The organism is Bradyrhizobium sp. BWA-3-5 (genome assembly GCF_032917985.1).
Lineage (GTDB): Bacteria > Pseudomonadota > Alphaproteobacteria > Rhizobiales > Xanthobacteraceae > Bradyrhizobium.
On sequence record NZ_CP136626.1, the window covers coordinates 3,337,295 to 3,351,874 of the forward strand.

Sequence of the window (14,580 nt, forward strand, 5' to 3'; positions counted from 1 at the left end):
TTTGCGCCGACCGGGTGGCTCGCAATGACGGCGGATAGAACTGAGGGCACCATGGCATTCCGTCAACGCCGCGAAAAACTGCGTTCCGTCCTGAATGGCCCGATCTGCATCCGGCCGGGCTCGGTCTACGACGCCACCTCGATCCGCATTGCCGAAGACCTCGGCTTCGAACTCGGCATGTTCGGGGGCTCGGTGGCCTCGCTGGTCGTGCTCGGCGATCCCGACATCGCGCTGATCACGCTGACCGAGCTCGCCGAGCAGATGCGCCGGATGTCGCGCGCCTCAGCTCTGCCGGTGCTGGTCGATGCGGACCACGGCTATGGCAACGCGCTCAATGTCCGCCGCACGGTTCAGGAGCTCGAGGCCGCCGGCGCGGCCGGCTTGACGATCGAGGATACGCTGCTGCCGCCGGCGTTCGGACAGGCCGGCACGCAACTGATTTCGCTGGAGGAGGGCGTCGGCAAGATGAAGGCAGCGCTCGACGGGCGCAGTGATCCCTCGCTGGTCATCATGGGCCGCACCGGTGCGGTCTCCATCACCGGGCTCGACGACGCCATCGCGCGGGCGAAAGCCTATGAGGCGACCGGCGTCGATGCGCTGTTCTTCACCGGCATCAGGAGCCGCGGCGAGCTGGAAGCGGTATCGGCCGCAACGAAACTGCCGATCGTGCTCGGCGGCGCGCCCGAGGAGATGACCGCGCTCGATTATCTCACGAGCCAGCGCGTGCGGATCGCCCTACAGGGCCACGCGCCGTTCGCCGCCGCGACGCAGGCCGTCTATGACACGCTGAAGGCGTTGCGCGAGGGCACCTCGCCGAAGAATCTTAAGGGTATCGCGTCCGCCGAACTCACCGGACGCGCGATGCGCGAGAGCGAGACCAAGGCGCGCAGCGCCGCATTTTTGGGCGTGAAGAAATAGATGAGCGAGCAGGTCCGCCACGTCACGATCCGCGGCCGGGTGCAGGGCGTCGGCTATCGTGCCTGGGTCGAGGATGAGGCGACCGCGCGCGATCTTGAGGGCTGGGTGCGCAATCGCCGGGACAGCAGCGTCGAGGCCGTGTTCGCCGGGCCGATCGACGTCGTGGCCGATATGGTCGCGGCCTGCCGGCGCGGACCGTCATCGGCGCGGGTCGACGCGGTTCAGGACGAAGCCGCGGGACCTGACATGCTGAGGCTGCGGCGGGCAGGGGAGCAGTTCTCGGTGCTGCCGACGATCTGACCTTCACGATGCGCGCGCGCATCGCGGCGTGCTATCTTTCGATTGCCAAATTCGCGCAGCATTCGGCCATATCCTGATAGGGAGAAACCGGAATGACCAACGCATTCATTGCTATTGTCGTAGCGATCGCTGTTTGGTGGTCGTCCAGCGCCGCCGCCCAGCCCGCCGAGCCGCAGCCCGCGGCGAAACTCGTGGTCGATGCCCCGCTGGCCGAGCCGCTGAGCCGGGGCGTCGTGTTCATCCAGTACCGCACCGAAAACCTGCAGGTCGTCCCGGTGTTTGGCGCGAACGCGCTTGATGTCTCGCCCCGCATCGGGCATCTCCATGTGGCAGTCGATGGTGCCTCCTGGGTCTGGGCCGATACCAGCGGCGGGCCGATCATCATCGCCGGTCTTCCCGAGGGGCCGCACAAGGTCGAGATCACGCCCGTCAACGCCAATCATCAGCCGGTGGGCCGAAGCGCCGTCCTTGAATTCGTGATCCCGGCGCGAATGGCGACGAAATAGCACGCGACACGGCTCGGGACGGAGCTGCCGGTCCCCAATGCTGCAAGCTGCAGCGGGCAGGCGAGCACTTCCCGGTGCTGCCAACGATCTGACATATGGCCGAGAAAGCACCCACGAGGTGAACGAAGCACTGCGCTCGTGAAACGGAAGCGCAGGCTTGTGCGTTGACCTAGCTGTGCGGCGAAGACGGAGCGCGGCCAATGGCATCCATCCGATACATTGTGACGGACATCGATAGATCGGTCGAATTCTATCGCGACAAACTCGCGTTCTCGGTGGACATGCACAATCCCGGCAAGTTCGCGGCGCTGATACGCGATGATCTGACGCTCTACCTGAGCGCCCCGGGGGCGGGTAGCGGAGGAACGGCCGGCGGCAATCCGGAGCCTGGGGGCTGGAACCGGCTCATGATCATTACGAAAGACATAGACGGCCTCATTGGCCGGCTGAACGCTGGTGGGGCCAAATTCAGAGGAGAAATCAGCGAGGCGGGGGCCGGTCGCGCCAGGCTTCTGGAGGATCCCTCGGGTAACCTGATCGAGCTGTTCGAATTCAAGAAGAAATAAGCTGTTTTTGAAATCGATTTATTCCGATGGCGGATATTGGCTGCGCCGCAGATATTTCGGCCCGCTCATAACCGGATGTCCTAGAACAAGCCGGGACTCAAATCGAGGCCGTAAGTCAACATCAGCAGTGCAACGAACAGGCCGGCCGCGCAGAACAGCACGAGCTGCTTCAGAACATCGATATCATTGACGGCACCAACAACGCGCGAAAGCGCCCGTGCGATAGCGGTCATCATGACCCTCCATGCGGTCTAGCGCCCAGGGTATTCATAACGCGGAGCGCGTCGCATGGATGTGATCTGGTTCACCTGCCGGCCTATGATGGACGCCTTCCCGACGGTGCTGCCGAAGGTTTAGTGTTGATGCGTCGGCTCGCTTCCCGCGACTTCGCCGTCGGGCTGGATCGAGCCGCTCTCGATATATTGCAGGTTGACCGAAGAATACACGACACTGCGGTTGCGGCCGAGGCGCTTGGCTTCATAGAGCGCGGTATCGGCTTCGCCGACCAGCGCAGCCTCGTCGATCGTGGAGCGCGTCTTGGTGGCGACGCCCACGCTGATGGTGATGTATCCGCGGCTCGAGGCGGTGTTGGGAATGCCGAGCGCGCGCACCGTGAGGCGGATGGCTTCGGCAATTTTCAAGGCTGCATCTTCGGTGCTGTTCGGTAACACGACGGCAAATTCCTCGCCACCATAGCGGGCAGACAGGCCCGAGGTGTTGCCGGTTGCGCCACCGATGGCCCTGGCAACCGCCTGCAGGCAGCGGTCGCCGGCCTGATGGCCGTAGCTGTCGTTGTAGCCCTTGAAATTGTCGATGTCGAACAGCAGCACCGCAATTTCTTCGCAGGCCTCGTATTCGCGCCGCAGAAAACCGTCGAAGGTCCGGCGGTTGGTCAGCCCGGTCAATCCATCGGTCGCGGCGAGCTGGGTGAGTCGGCGGTTGAGCTGCGTCAGCTCGTCTTCCATCCGCTTGCGTTCGGTGACATCTCGGATGACGCAGAGAAATTCCATTTGCTTGGGATCGCTGGTTTTCAACGCCAGCTTGAATTTACTCTCGACCCAGGCCAGCGTTCCATCACCGCGATAGTGCCGGAACACGACCGTGCTGACATTATCAGGGCCGCCAAGCCGCTTCGTCGCCTGCATAACGCTTTCTCGATCCTCCAGGGGTACCAGAGCGAAGCACGATTTTCCGATCAGGTCCTTGGCGTGTAGCCCGAGTACCGGCTCGACCGAACGGGAAACGTAACGCAGTAGACCGTTGGCATCGATTGCGATGATGATGTCGGCGATATTGTCGGCCAAGAGCCGGTAGTGCGCCTCACGTTCGCGCAGCGTGCGTTCGATCTTGTTACGGAAGCGGAACTGCAGTGCAAGCACCGCGGCCAGCATCAGGATCATGCACAACAGCACGCCGGCGACGATCGCGTCTGTCCGCAACCCCTTCCACCATTCGGACAGCAGCCAATCCTCCGACATGGCGACGGTGACCACCATGGGATAGTTCGAAGTTTGCTCATAGCCGAGGTGCTTGACGATGCCGTCGAAGGGGGAGGTGATCTTGTAGTAGCCGGCCGGGCTCTGCTTGAGATGCTTCGTGAACAAGTCAGTCTTGGAGAGATTTGCGCTTGTGTCGGACGCCGGCCAGCGCATCAGCGGGGTGCCGTCATTCCGTATCAGGCTGATGCCGCCGTCAGGTCCCAGTTGAAACGTGCGGTAGAAGCCATTGAAATAATCCTTGTCGATCGCCGAGGCGACCACTCCGCTGAAGCTGCCATCGAGCTTGGTGATACGCTTCGAGAGAACGATCATGGAAGATTGGCCGTCGACACGGGATTGCATCGGCTCGCTGATCCGGATCGCGCTGTCAGGCGTATCGCGATGATAGGCGAAATAGCTGCGGTCCGAGATCGTGTGGCGCGGCATCTCAGGCAATGACGAATAGATCCAGTCGCCCTTGGCGTCGGCGACGCCGATGCCGCGCAATTGCGGCAGCGTTTTCGCCGTGTCCGCAAGGTATCGGTTGAACCGGTCGGGCTCGGGATTCCGGTATTTCAGCAAATCGACCATTCCGGCCATCGCGATGTCGACCGCCTGCATGGCGTGCGAGGCGTGTTCGGCCAGCGAATGGGCGAGGTTCTGGATGTCGGCGCCGCCGCTCGCGACCGCCGCTTTCTTGGCATCGAGCGCCTTCCAGGCCATGACGCCCAGCACGGAGGCGGTCATGATAAGCGCAAAGATGATGACCACGGCCGTCGATGTTAGCCGCCGCAGTGGCCCGCCTGGCTCTGGAGGATATCGATGGGGCATTCCGTGCCTTGATGACCGTGCCGGTTTTCATGCCGGTCGAGCGCGCGGACGAATCTAGGGTGCGACCGGTACTGGCTGGTTAACGGATCGGCCGTGAAAACACGGAGCGCAGCGGTTCCATCCACGGAACTCGACGTAAGCCTCGCCGGGCGTGGGCTGGGCATCGCGCAGGCCTTGACATCCGCCCAGTTCCGTCAGATATTTCTGTTATGACAGAAACAACCGGCAAAAAGAAACTTCCGGCCGTCGTCGAGCGGTTCATCTTGCACTGGGGCGACATGGGAGATGAGTGGGGCGTCAACCGCTCCGTTAGCCAGATCCACGGCCTGCTCTACCTCGCCGAGGCGCCGATGACGGCGGAGGACATTGCCGAGACGCTCGGCATGGCGCGCTCCAACGTGTCAAACTCAATCAAGGAACTGCTGGCCTGGGGGCTGATCCGCCGGGTGCCGATCCTCGGCGATCGCCGCGATCATTTCGAGGCGGAAACCGACATCTGGGAAGTGGCGGCGCGGATCGCCGCCGGCCGCAAGGAGCGCGAGATCGATCCCGCCGTTGACGCGCTGCGCGCCTGCGTTTCCGACGCGGCCGATGACCCGGCCATCAGCCCGGTCGCCGCGAAGCGGCTGAAGGAGATGCTGGCTTTCACCGAGCTGGTCGACCGCTGGTACACGCAGATGCTGAACGTGCCGCGGCCTCGCCTGGTCGCGTTGATCAAGCTCGGCGAGAAGATCGTCAGCTTCTTGCCGGCGGGGAAAAACAAGTAGGGCGAGGGACCGAGCAGGAGTGTGTGATGGCATCCACGAGAATACCAAGGTCTCCCGCAACCTCAGCCTCGAACACCATCCTGCTCGACGACCGCCGCTTCCATGATCTCCTGCCCGACGAGGCATGGGGCCGCCTGCCGCTGGCGATCTGGCGGCGCTTCTCAAAACGCTTTGCCGACGGCGAGACCGTTGTTTATGTCGGCACCATCGAGGAAGCGACCTTCACACCGATCGGCTGGTGGCTGGCGCAGCTCGCGCGCGTCATCGGCGGGCCTCTGCCGCTGTGCCGGGAGACCGGCGGTCCCATGGTGGTGACGGTGACGGAAGCGAGCGGCGGCCAGATCTGGACCCGCATCTGCGCGCGCAGCGACGGATTTCCGCAGGTCATTCACTCCGCAAAACGTTTCGCCGGGCCGACCGGGCTGGAAGAATATGTCGGCTATGGCGTCAGCATGGCGCTGACGATCTCGGTCGAGCACGAGGCGCTGGTGTTTCGCAGCGTCGGATATTCGCTGCAGATTGGGCCGCTGCGCCTGCCGCTGCCGGCTTTGCTGACGCCGGGCGATCTCACCGTGACCCATTCCGACCTCGGCGGCGCCAAGTTCCGCTTCTCGCTCGATATCGTTCATCCGCGCCTTGGAAAACTCATTCGTCAGTCTGCGGTGTTCATGGAAGCCGCATCATGACGTCGCTGCTCTGGATCCTGGTCGCCGTTCAGATCGTGATGGGCGTGTTCGACACGTTCTATCACCATGAGCTGACCGAGCGGCTCGCCTGGCGTCCCTCGCAGCGCTATGAGCTGCAGCTCCATGCCGTGCGCAACATGTTCTATGCGCTGTTGTTCCTGGTTCTCGGCTGGCTGGAGGTACATGGCATCCTTGCGATGCTCATCATCGCCGTTCTGGTCGCGGAAATCGTCATTACGCTGATGGATTTCGTCGAGGAGGACATGAGCCGGAAACTGCCGGCCAGCGAGCGTATCAATCACACGCTGCTTGCAATCAATTACGGCGCCATCCTGGTGCTGCTGCTGCCGGTCCTGATCGGTTGGGCGATGCAGCCGACGGGAGTCACCTCGGCCTACGCGGGTTGGCTCAGCCTGATCGCGGCGGCGGCAGCCATGGGCGCGGCGCTGTGCGGCCTGCGCGATTTCACCGCATCGAAGCGTCTTGCGCGCATGACCAGCGCGCCAGCGGCGGCGCTGGTCGAGAAACTGCCCGCCCGGCAGACCGTGCTGGTCACCGGGGCCACCGGCTTCATCGGCAGCCGCCTCATTGCCGGCCTGAGTGGCGCGGGACATCAGGTGATCGCGCTGGTGCGCAATCCCGCGAAAGCCGACATGCTGCCGCCACCGATCACGCTGATCACGAGCCTCGACCAGCTTCCCGCCGACACCAGGACCGATGCAATCGTCAATCTGGCCGGTGAGCCGATCGGCAACGGGCTGTGGACCGAGGCCAAGCGCCGCAAGATTCTGGAGTCGCGCATCAACATGACCCGTGACGTTATCGCCCTGATCGCACGGCTCGAACGCAAGCCGAAGGTTCTGGTCTCGGGTTCGGCAATCGGCTGGTACGGGCTGTGGCAGGACCAGGTGCTGACCGAATCGGCGAAATCGCATGCCTGCTTCAGCCACGAACTCTGCGACGCCTGGGAGAGCGCGGCGCGTCCGGCGGAAACGCATGGCGTACGGGTAGTCTATCTGCGGATCGGTCTCGTGATCGGCACGGACGGCGGCTTCATCACGCGAATGCTGACGCCGTTCGAGTTTGGCCTTGGCGGGCCGCTCGGTTCGGGAAAGCAGTGGATGTCGTGGATCGAGCGCGACGACCTGATCCGCCTGATCGCTCACGTGATGGTGCGCGAGGAAATTGCCGGCCCGGTCAATGCGACGGCGCCGATGCCGGTCACCAACTTGAAATTTACCGAAGAGCTTGGCCGAAGGCTGCGCCGGCCCGCGCTGTTCCGCATTCCCGACGCACTGCTGCGGCGGGTCGGCGGCGACTTCGCGAGCGAACTACTGCTGGGCGGCCAGCGCGTATTGCCGAACAAGGCGCTCAGCAACGGTTTCGTGTTTCGGCACGAAACGCTGCGCAGCGCCTTTGAAGCGATCCTGTGAGGCGGGTCAGCGCGGCAGCTTCGCGATCGCCTGGCTGAGTTCGTGGATTTCGTAGGGCTTGCGCAGGATGGGAAAATCGCCGCGCACGTTCAGCGCCGCATCGCTGTAGCCGCTGGTCAGGAGGATCGGCAGCCTGGGCCGCACCGCCTTCAGGTGGCGGGCAAGACCGAGGCCGTCCATCTTGCCGGGCATCACGATGTCGGAGAATACGAGGTCTATGCCGTCGAGCTCGATCTCGCGCAAGGCGGCCTCGGCATTCGCCACCCGGCGGACGGTGTAGCCGAGCTGTTCGAGCAGGCCGGTGCTGACGGCAGCGACGTCCGGATTGTCTTCGACCAGCAGCACGGTGCCGCTACCACTGGTTTCGACAGCCGCGACATCCTCGGCATCGGCCGCCGCGTCCTTTCGCGGCAGCAGCATCGTTATGCTGGTGCCCTTGCCGAGTTCGCTCGCCACTTTGACCGTGCCGCCGGCCTGATGGGCGAAGCCGTGGACCTGCGACAGCCCAAGACCCGTACCCTTGCCGATCGGCTTTGTGGTGAAGAACGGGTCGAAGATCTTGCCGAGCACGTCGGGTGCGATACCGGCGCCGGTGTCCTCGACCGAGATCGCGACATGTCCGCCGGTACTGGCTTCGCCGGCTGTTTTCTCGTTGCGTGCCGAGATTGTGATTACGCCGCCGCCCGGCATCGCGTCACGCGCATTGATCACGAGATTGACCAGGGCTGTCTCGAATTCGGTGACGTCGACCATGACCGGCCAGACGCCGCGATCGATGTCGAATTTCAGGGTGACGGCGCTGCCGACGGCGGCATCGAGCACTTCGCGCACGCCATCAATGCGTTCGGCGACGTCGACCGCTTGCGGGTTGAGGCTCTGCCGCCTTGCGAATGTCAGCAACTGGCTGGTCAGCGACGCACCGCGCCTGGTCGCCCCCTCGATCGCCGACAGCGCCCGCTGGCACTTGACGTCGTCGCCGACCGCCTTCTTCAGCGTGTGCAGGCTGCCGCTGATGATCATCAGGAGATTGTTGAAGTCGTGCGCGACGCCGCCAGTCAGCTGGCCGAGCGCGTCAAGCTTCTGCGATTCCGCCAGCTGCTTGTGCATCTGCTCCAGCTTGAGCTGGGCTTCGCGGCGCTCGGTGATATCGCGGGTGATCTTGGCGAAGCCGACGAGGCGGCCGTCTTCATAGATGGGATCGATGACGACGCTGGCCCAGAAGAACGTGCCGTCCTTGCGGACGCGCCAGCCTTCATCCTCGTAGCGGCCCTGTTCGCGGGCAATGCGAAGCGCACGGGCCGGCTTGCCGTTGGCACGGTCGATGTCGGTATAGAAGCGGGAAAAGTGCTGCCCGATGATCTCGCTGGGAGCGTAGCCTTTGATCCGCTCGCCGCCGATGTTCCAGCTCGTGATGACACCGGTCGGATCCAGCATGTAAAGCGCGTAGTCGGCAACACCTTCAACCAGGAGTCGGAAATTACGTTCGCTTTCGAGCAGATCCCTTTGCTGCTGCTGATCCTTCTTCGACATCCGACCTGCCCATTTAACTGGCGCAAACGCGTGTCTCGCCGATTGGTTCCACGGCAGTTGGGCTTTTTAACGAAATGGTGGGTTACCGACCGGCCGCCACGCTTTTGAAGGTCGCCGCCAGCGTCCGGAGCGCCATCCGCTTGGCCGGGTCGGCCACTTTCGAGTGCAGCATCACCTTGGAGGAGGGGAGCCGCGGCAGCCCCCCGGCCGGCCCGATATCGACGAGGCCAGGCGGGGCGATCCGGCGGGCCAGCGGCGCGATGGCGAGGCCGGCCAGGGCCGCGGCGGCCACCGCGGCGACGCCGCCGCCGACGAAGCGCTCGCTCCAGGGGATGCCGGCCTTGTCGAGGGCGCGGATGGCGAGGGCGCGTACGCCGCAGGGCGGCGCCAGGGTGGCCAGCGGCAGCTTTTCGCCGCGGCGCCAGGCCAGGCGTTTGGCGGCGAACCAGCCGAACGTATCCTCCGCCAGCTTTTCTCCGCCGCGGCGGCTGCCTTCCTGCCGCACCACCACGGCGTCGAGTTCGCCGGCATCATAGGCATCCAGCATCTGGCGCGAAAAGCCGATCGTCACGGAGAGCGCAAGCTGCGACGACATTGCGTGCAGGTGCTCCAGCAGCGGCACCAGCTCGCCGCCGGCGGCGTGATCGCTGATCCCGAGCGACAGTTGCTGGCGCACCGGCGCATCGCCCGACAGCGCGCGGTCGTGCGCCTCCATCAATGCGCGGGCGTGGGGCAGGAACGCGGCGCCTTGGGCCGTCAGTGCCACCGCGCGCGGCGAGCGCTCGACCAGGCGCTTGCCGGTCACGCTCTCGAGCCGCTGCAGCTTCATGCTGACGGCGGCCTGCGTGGTGCCAAGCGCTTCCGCAGCGCGGGTAAAGCCCTGCAGCTCGGCGACGCGGAGGAACGCCTGCACCGTATCGATGTCCAGCATGGTCATGGCATCATCATCATTGGTTATCATTGATATGAGGACAGATAAGATACCAAAATGATGGCGGCGGGTCTAGATACAGGGGGGCGCGATGCCAGCGCGGCCCTTAAAGGAGAATTACCATGCCGCTTATCACCGTCACCTATTCCAGTGTCCGCAAGACGCCGTCGCTGAAGGCCGAGATTGCCTCCGCCGTCAGCGATCTCACCGCGCGAATCCTGCGCAAGGACCCCAAGGTCACCGCCGTCATCGTGAAGACGGTCGACGCCGCCGACTGGTTCGCCGGGGGCACGTCGCTCGCCGCGCAAAGCCTTGCGAGCTTCTGGCTCGACGTTCACGTCAGCGAGGGCACCAACACCAAGGACGAGAAGGCGGCCTATCTCGCCGCGCTGTTCGAGCGGATGGGCGAGCTGCTCGGGCCGCTGCACGAGGAGAGTTACGCCCATGTCGACGAGGTGAAGGGCGACGCCTACGGCTTTGGCGGCCTCACGCAGGAACGCCGCTACATCGCGGGAAAGCTCGAGGTCGCGCCGCGGAAGGCGACTGCTTGAGCCTCGTCCGCGAGGCGTGTTTCACGCCCGGAGCACGCCCCACACCGCTGCGGAGGCCGCAATGAAAGAGAGGGCAATTACGGTGGCGCGCCAAAGCAGCTGTTGGCGCGCCGCGCGGCGATCCTGGAAGGCGAGCCAATCCCTGACAAAACCGGCCGGAACATCCTGCACAACGTAGCGCCGGGTGGGATGTCGCAGTTCGTGATCAACCAGCATCGCCCGGACGACCGCCACGCCCAGATGCTCCAGTTCGCAACTCCATTGCAGCGCGTTTGCGTTGTTGGTCCAGCGGTTCTCGAAGGGAAGCCTGCGCGACGTCATCGCGACCTCCTCTGTACGCCACACCTGCCCGTTGATATGTGGCCGCGATCGCCGTAGCGGAAGCCCTCGTAGCAACGCGGCGGTTATCTCAGGCGGTCGCCTCGGTCAGCCGAGCGTGTGTTGCGCCGAATACCTCCTCGAACGCCTGCCGGAGCGCGACGTCGACGTCTTCCATCGTTACGGGCAGGCCGAGATCGACCAGCGAGGTGACGCCGTAGCGCGGATCGGCGACGCCGCACGGCACGATCGCGGAGAAATGCGACAGGTCCGGCTCGACATTGATGGCGATGCCGTGGAACGACACCCAGCGCCGCAGACGCACGCCGATCGCCGCGATCTTGTCCTCGTAGCCCGCGCCCTTGTCCGGGCGTTTGACCCAGACCCCGACACGGTCCTCGCGGCGCTCGCCGCGGACGTTGAAGGCTTCAAGCGTGCGGATGATCCATTCCTCCAGGCCGGCCACATAGGCGCGCACGTCGGGCCGCCGCCGCTTCAGGTCGAGCATGACATAGGCCACGCGCTGGCCGGGCCCGTGATAGGTGAGCTGGCCGCCGCGGCCGGTGGTGAACAGCGGAAACCGCGGGTCGAGCAGGTCGGCCGGTTTGCCGCTGGTGCCGGACGTGTAGAGCGGGGGATGCTCCACCAGCCAGACCAGATCGGTTGCCTTCCCGTCGGCGATCGCGGCCGCGCGGGCCTCCATCTCGGCGACGGCCTCGAGGTAGGGGACGGAACCGGGCGAAATCCGCCATTCGACCTCACCGCCGCCCTGGGCGCGCGCGAACGTCGTCAAATCAAGGCTTTGGCGGTCATTAACCATTGGCTAACCATAACGTGGTCAGGTGGAACCACAGCAATCTAGTCCCTCTGTGGCGGTTCAGAAGTGGCGACCCTCGATAAAGTCAGCGTCAATCTCATGGTGGTGCTCGGCACCACAACCATGCCCATCCACCAGGTGATGCGGCTCTCCCGCGGCGCCATCATCGAACTGGACGCTACCGAGGCGGACGAGGTCAAGATCCTCGCCAACAACCTGCCGGTGGCTTCCGGCGTCGTTCTGGTGGATCGCAACCGCATCGCCGTCGAAGTCAAGCAAATGCTGCCGAAATCCCCTGATGTCAGGTAGTTATCCGGGCACAAAACTTCCTTGTCCCTCCATCCCTGATTTGTTACATCGGCGCCGTTGATCCGGCGGCGCATCGCTCCAGCCGGTATCCCAAGCGCTCGTGGCGGAATTGGTAGACGCGCTGCCTTGAGGTGGCAGTGAGTAAAATCGTGGGGGTTCGAGTCCCTCCGAGCGCACCAAGTGGCATAAGTAGTTGCCGCTAAAGGAATTTTGGCGTCGTCTATTCCCACATTGTTACCCGCAGCAAACGTTTGATGCTCTTTCGCCAATCTTCCATGCTTGCCCTTCCTGGCGGAGCGTTTGCAGTCGTGGTCGGCATAGCCTTCTTTGAACCGACGCACCGCCAAGGAAAACTGCTATTTGTGGACGAATGGGCCGTGGCGTAGCCCGGAGTGGAAATCGGCGGGCTCGCACGCGTGCCAGCAAGCGCGACGGATCTCAGCGCTTCTTCTTTTAGGCGATTCGCGTAATTGAGGTTTTGCTGCCTGCCAGCAGAGGTAGTCGCCTCGCTTGAGGCCGGCAGGATGAACGCGCCCGCATCGGAGCGGCGGACTTCCTCACCGAAAAGCTTCCAAAAGTGGCGGCCGAGATGGCGCTCTCGTTTCTGGCCGATAATCTGACACAGCTCATGTCTCGTCGAGACCAAGCCAACTGATCACTGCGATCGCGGCTTGAGACAGGTGCAGTTCCTGGCTTCCCGAACTGACGTCGATCTCGTCATCCACGACGAAGAAGCCATGGTCGCGGTAGTGTTCAGCAAAAGCTTCGATCGAGACCGACCTTGACTCCTTTAGGAACGATAACCGTCCAGAGGAGTCGATCTTGAGCTTCCGGTATGTGTCGCCCAAAGCTCCAGCCGGAAGAAACAATCTTGGTCAACAAGGTTGACGGCCCTGGCGCTGTCACAGCACCGGGGCCGTTTAATTCGTCCGTAGCGCGCCCACTCTCGGCGATCGTTTTGAAACCGGCCTTGCCCTTTGTGATGGTTGGTTTGTTGAGATGGGACTGGTGCGCACAGAGGTTGGCGGGTTCAGCATCCAAACCATCAGTGCAATCAAACATAAGATGAAGACCAATGCAGGTATCGCGTATGGCTTGTTGAAATACCTTTGAAGATACCTTCGCATGGCTGGCTCCTCTATTATGCCCAACCGCAGAAATGGTGAAACGCCGCTCCATATGTTAAAGTCACCTTCCGAAGACCCTGAGCTTCGCAAATCGGAACGTACAACCACCCTATTGATCCAGGTGACTTAGATCGCATTGTTATTGGGCACTATACGAGGTCGCGGTCTATTTGCGTGTTGGCGCTCGGGTCACAGGAACCAAGAGACGACCAGCCCGGCGCTGGCTGAAAAAATAGCCGCTACTGTCGTCCATCCAAGCGCTTTGAGCGAAGCACCATTGGCTTTGTCGCCCATTAGCCTGCGGCTACCGGTCATCAGCAGGATGAACAGCAGCAATGGCGGCGTGGAAAACCCTTGGACGATGCCGGAATAGACCAGCGCCTTCATCGGATTGAAGCCAAGAAAGTTCATGACGACCGCGATGACCGTGAACGCAACGATCAAGCCGTAAAACTTGCCCGCATTCTGCGGTTTGGAATGCAGGCTGCTCTTCCATCCGAGCACCTGGCACAGATCGTAAGCCGCGCCTGTGGTCATGATCGGAACCGCAAGAAAGCCGACGGCGACGATCCCGAGCGTGAAGAGAATTCCCGCGGCGTCTCCGGCAAGAGGGCGTAGCGCTTCAGCAGCCTGGGCGGCCGTTTCGATGTTCTTTTCCCCAGCCTTGTGAAGCGTTGCGCCCGTCGAGAGAATAATGAAGTACATGATCAGGTTGGAGAACAGCATTCCGATCAGGATATCGATGCGAGACTGGCGCAGCTCGGCCTCAGTAGCGCCCTCTCGCTGTTCCAGCCTCGTGCGTCCTTGCGCAATTTCTTCTTCGACTTCGACATTCGACTGCCATGTATAAAGATAGGCCGATAGCGAAGTGCCGATGATGGCGACCAAAATGAACAGAAACTCCCGGGAAAATTCGATCGTCGGTACGAAAGTGCCACGCAGTACGTCCCATGGGTCGGGTCTGCTCAGCACGGCGGCGCCGATATAGGCGAACAATACCAGTGCCAGCCATCTGAAAACATTGCGAATGAGCTTGTAGGAGCCCCAGATCTGGAGGCTGAGAATGATGGCGGCTACGCCAATGACGATCAATGGGATGGGTAGCGGAATGAGAAGGTTGAGAGCGGCTGCCATTCCGCCGAGATCGGCCGCCGCTTCAATCGTGTTGCCGATCAGAACAGCGATCAATATTGGCCACAATATCCAGCCGGAATAGTTCTCCTTGATGACGTGAAATAGACCTTTGCCCGTTACCTGCCCAAGCTTGGACGACAGATAAACGACCGCGAACATCATCGGCAAGGTGACTGGCGCGGTCCAAAGCAGCGATGTCCCGAATTGAGCGCCCGCGCTAGCGTAAGTGCCGATGGCCGAGCAATCGTCATCGGCGGCGCCTGTGACCACTCCGAGGCCGATCGCGCGCATAAAGCCGCGGCGCTTGCCATCCTTCGGGGGACTGTCAGATGATCTCGACGCGGTCTCCGACGTTTGGCGCACCAGTAAACACCTTGC

The 14,580-nt window shown here is 62.8% G+C and carries 17 protein-coding genes and 1 tRNA gene; 10 read left to right on the plus strand and 8 right to left on the minus strand.

The window, feature by feature from the left end:
- Positions 1-51: 51 nt before the first annotated feature.
- The 4 genes from RX331_RS16000 to RX331_RS16015 all read left to right on the plus strand — a co-directional run bounded on the left by RX331_RS16000 (position 52) and on the right by RX331_RS16015 (position 2,290).
- Positions 52-918 (plus strand): oxaloacetate decarboxylase, encoded by an 867-nt coding sequence (locus RX331_RS16000; RefSeq protein ID WP_317257441.1) that lies wholly within the window; start codon positions 52-54, stop codon positions 916-918.
- Complete coding sequence (locus RX331_RS16005; RefSeq protein WP_317257442.1) at positions 919-1,218, plus strand: acylphosphatase; 300 nt, start codon at positions 919-921, stop codon at positions 1,216-1,218. It abuts the gene before it with no gap.
- Positions 1,219-1,310: 92 nt separating this feature from the next.
- Positions 1,311-1,724 (plus strand): DUF6130 family protein, encoded by a 414-nt coding sequence (locus RX331_RS16010; protein ID WP_317257443.1) that lies wholly within the window; start codon positions 1,311-1,313, stop codon positions 1,722-1,724.
- A 200-nt stretch (positions 1,725-1,924) separates the two neighbouring features.
- Positions 1,925-2,290: a VOC family protein gene (locus tag RX331_RS16015; RefSeq protein WP_317257444.1), complete on the plus strand. Its 366-nt coding sequence runs from the start codon at positions 1,925-1,927 to the stop codon at positions 2,288-2,290.
- A gap of 80 nt (positions 2,291-2,370) precedes the next feature.
- Here the strand turns inward: RX331_RS16015 and RX331_RS16020 are convergent, their stop codons facing one another.
- Both RX331_RS16020 and RX331_RS16025 read right to left on the minus strand, forming a co-directional pair.
- A complete protein-coding gene (locus RX331_RS16020) occupies positions 2,371-2,523 on the minus strand; it encodes a hypothetical protein (RefSeq protein WP_317257445.1) in 153 nt (50 codons plus the stop codon).
- A 120-nt stretch (positions 2,524-2,643) separates the two neighbouring features.
- Positions 2,644-4,515: a diguanylate cyclase gene (locus RX331_RS16025; RefSeq protein WP_317257446.1), complete on the minus strand. Its 1,872-nt coding sequence runs from the start codon at positions 4,513-4,515 to the stop codon at positions 2,644-2,646.
- 293 nt (positions 4,516-4,808) lie between these two features.
- Here RX331_RS16025 and RX331_RS16030 point away from each other — a divergent pair, with 293 nt between their 5' ends.
- The 3 genes from RX331_RS16030 to RX331_RS16040 are packed head-to-tail and all read left to right on the plus strand — an operon-like array spanning position 4,809 to position 7,485.
- Positions 4,809-5,366 (plus strand): GbsR/MarR family transcriptional regulator, encoded by a 558-nt coding sequence (locus RX331_RS16030; RefSeq protein ID WP_317257447.1) that lies wholly within the window; start codon positions 4,809-4,811, stop codon positions 5,364-5,366.
- Between the two features lie 26 nt (positions 5,367-5,392).
- Positions 5,393-6,052, plus strand: a complete 660-nt coding sequence (locus RX331_RS16035; protein WP_317257448.1) for a DUF4166 domain-containing protein — start codon at positions 5,393-5,395, stop codon at positions 6,050-6,052.
- The gene (locus tag RX331_RS16040) at positions 6,049-7,485 is read left to right on the plus strand and encodes a TIGR01777 family oxidoreductase (protein WP_317257449.1); all 1,437 of its coding nucleotides are present in this window, start codon (positions 6,049-6,051) and stop codon (positions 7,483-7,485) included. Before RX331_RS16035 ends, RX331_RS16040 begins: the two co-directional genes overlap by 4 nt.
- Before the next feature lie 6 nt (positions 7,486-7,491).
- Here RX331_RS16040 and RX331_RS16045 read toward each other — a convergent pair whose 3' ends face one another.
- Positions 7,492-9,015: a PAS domain-containing sensor histidine kinase gene (locus tag RX331_RS16045; protein ID WP_317257450.1), complete on the minus strand. Its 1,524-nt coding sequence runs from the start codon at positions 9,013-9,015 to the stop codon at positions 7,492-7,494.
- 82 nt (positions 9,016-9,097) lie between these two features.
- Complete coding sequence (locus RX331_RS16050; protein WP_317257451.1) at positions 9,098-9,952, minus strand: LysR family transcriptional regulator; 855 nt, start codon at positions 9,950-9,952, stop codon at positions 9,098-9,100.
- Between the two features lie 116 nt (positions 9,953-10,068).
- On the opposite strand from RX331_RS16050, the gene RX331_RS16055 reads away from it, so the two are divergent.
- Complete coding sequence (locus RX331_RS16055) at positions 10,069-10,497, plus strand: 4-oxalocrotonate tautomerase family protein (protein WP_317257452.1); 429 nt, start codon at positions 10,069-10,071, stop codon at positions 10,495-10,497.
- A gap of 21 nt (positions 10,498-10,518) precedes the next feature.
- Here the strand turns inward: RX331_RS16055 and RX331_RS16060 are convergent, their stop codons facing one another.
- Both RX331_RS16060 and lipB read right to left on the minus strand, forming a co-directional pair.
- The gene (locus tag RX331_RS16060; RefSeq protein ID WP_317257453.1) at positions 10,519-10,818 is read right to left on the minus strand and encodes a hypothetical protein; all 300 of its coding nucleotides are present in this window, start codon (positions 10,816-10,818) and stop codon (positions 10,519-10,521) included.
- Positions 10,819-10,906: 88 nt separating this feature from the next.
- Positions 10,907-11,635 carry a lipoyl(octanoyl) transferase LipB gene (lipB, locus tag RX331_RS16065; protein ID WP_317257454.1) on the minus strand — a complete coding sequence of 243 codons (729 nt, stop codon included), beginning with the start codon at positions 11,633-11,635 and terminating at the stop codon, positions 10,907-10,909.
- A gap of 63 nt (positions 11,636-11,698) precedes the next feature.
- Here lipB and RX331_RS16070 point away from each other — a divergent pair, with 63 nt between their 5' ends.
- On the plus strand, positions 11,699-11,941 hold the full coding sequence (locus RX331_RS16070; RefSeq protein WP_171712315.1) for a FliM/FliN family flagellar motor switch protein: 243 nt from the start codon (positions 11,699-11,701) through the stop codon (positions 11,939-11,941).
- Between the two features lie 94 nt (positions 11,942-12,035).
- A tRNA-Leu gene (locus tag RX331_RS16075) sits at positions 12,036-12,120 on the plus strand.
- A 574-nt stretch (positions 12,121-12,694) separates the two neighbouring features.
- Here RX331_RS16075 and RX331_RS16080 read toward each other — a convergent pair.
- Positions 12,695-13,120 carry a hypothetical protein gene (locus tag RX331_RS16080; RefSeq protein WP_317257455.1) on the minus strand — a complete coding sequence of 142 codons (426 nt, stop codon included), beginning with the start codon at positions 13,118-13,120 and terminating at the stop codon, positions 12,695-12,697.
- A gap of 137 nt (positions 13,121-13,257) precedes the next feature.
- Positions 13,258-14,565 (minus strand): Nramp family divalent metal transporter, encoded by a 1,308-nt coding sequence (locus RX331_RS16085; protein ID WP_317257456.1) that lies wholly within the window; start codon positions 14,563-14,565, stop codon positions 13,258-13,260.
- Positions 14,566-14,580: the final 15 nt, after the last annotated feature.

What these genes read in the sequence shown, in the direction of transcription:
- RX331_RS16000 (WP_317257441.1), top strand. Translation starts at nt 52, where the DNA reads ATGGCATTCCGTCAACGCCGCGAAAAACTGCGTTCCGTCCTGAATGGC.
- RX331_RS16005 (WP_317257442.1), top strand. Translation starts at nt 919, where the DNA reads ATGAGCGAGCAGGTCCGCCACGTCACGATCCGCGGCCGGGTGCAGGGC.
- RX331_RS16010 (WP_317257443.1), top strand. Translation starts at nt 1,311, where the DNA reads ATGACCAACGCATTCATTGCTATTGTCGTAGCGATCGCTGTTTGGTGG.
- RX331_RS16015 (WP_317257444.1), top strand. Translation starts at nt 1,925, where the DNA reads ATGGCATCCATCCGATACATTGTGACGGACATCGATAGATCGGTCGAA.
- RX331_RS16020 (WP_317257445.1), bottom strand. Translation starts at nt 2,523, where the DNA reads ATGACCGCTATCGCACGGGCGCTTTCGCGCGTTGTTGGTGCCGTCAAT.
- RX331_RS16025 (WP_317257446.1), bottom strand. Translation starts at nt 4,515, where the DNA reads ATGACCGCCTCCGTGCTGGGCGTCATGGCCTGGAAGGCGCTCGATGCC.
- RX331_RS16030 (WP_317257447.1), top strand. Translation starts at nt 4,809, where the DNA reads ATGACAGAAACAACCGGCAAAAAGAAACTTCCGGCCGTCGTCGAGCGG.
- RX331_RS16035 (WP_317257448.1), top strand. Translation starts at nt 5,393, where the DNA reads ATGGCATCCACGAGAATACCAAGGTCTCCCGCAACCTCAGCCTCGAAC.
- RX331_RS16040 (WP_317257449.1), top strand. Translation starts at nt 6,049, where the DNA reads ATGACGTCGCTGCTCTGGATCCTGGTCGCCGTTCAGATCGTGATGGGC.
- RX331_RS16045 (WP_317257450.1), bottom strand. Translation starts at nt 9,015, where the DNA reads ATGTCGAAGAAGGATCAGCAGCAGCAAAGGGATCTGCTCGAAAGCGAA.
- RX331_RS16050 (WP_317257451.1), bottom strand. Translation starts at nt 9,952, where the DNA reads ATGACCATGCTGGACATCGATACGGTGCAGGCGTTCCTCCGCGTCGCC.
- RX331_RS16055 (WP_317257452.1), top strand. Translation starts at nt 10,069, where the DNA reads ATGCCGCTTATCACCGTCACCTATTCCAGTGTCCGCAAGACGCCGTCG.
- RX331_RS16060 (WP_317257453.1), bottom strand. Translation starts at nt 10,818, where the DNA reads ATGACGTCGCGCAGGCTTCCCTTCGAGAACCGCTGGACCAACAACGCA.
- lipB (WP_317257454.1), bottom strand. Translation starts at nt 11,635, where the DNA reads ATGGTTAATGACCGCCAAAGCCTTGATTTGACGACGTTCGCGCGCGCC.
- RX331_RS16080 (WP_317257455.1), bottom strand. Translation starts at nt 13,120, where the DNA reads ATGGAGCGGCGTTTCACCATTTCTGCGGTTGGGCATAATAGAGGAGCC.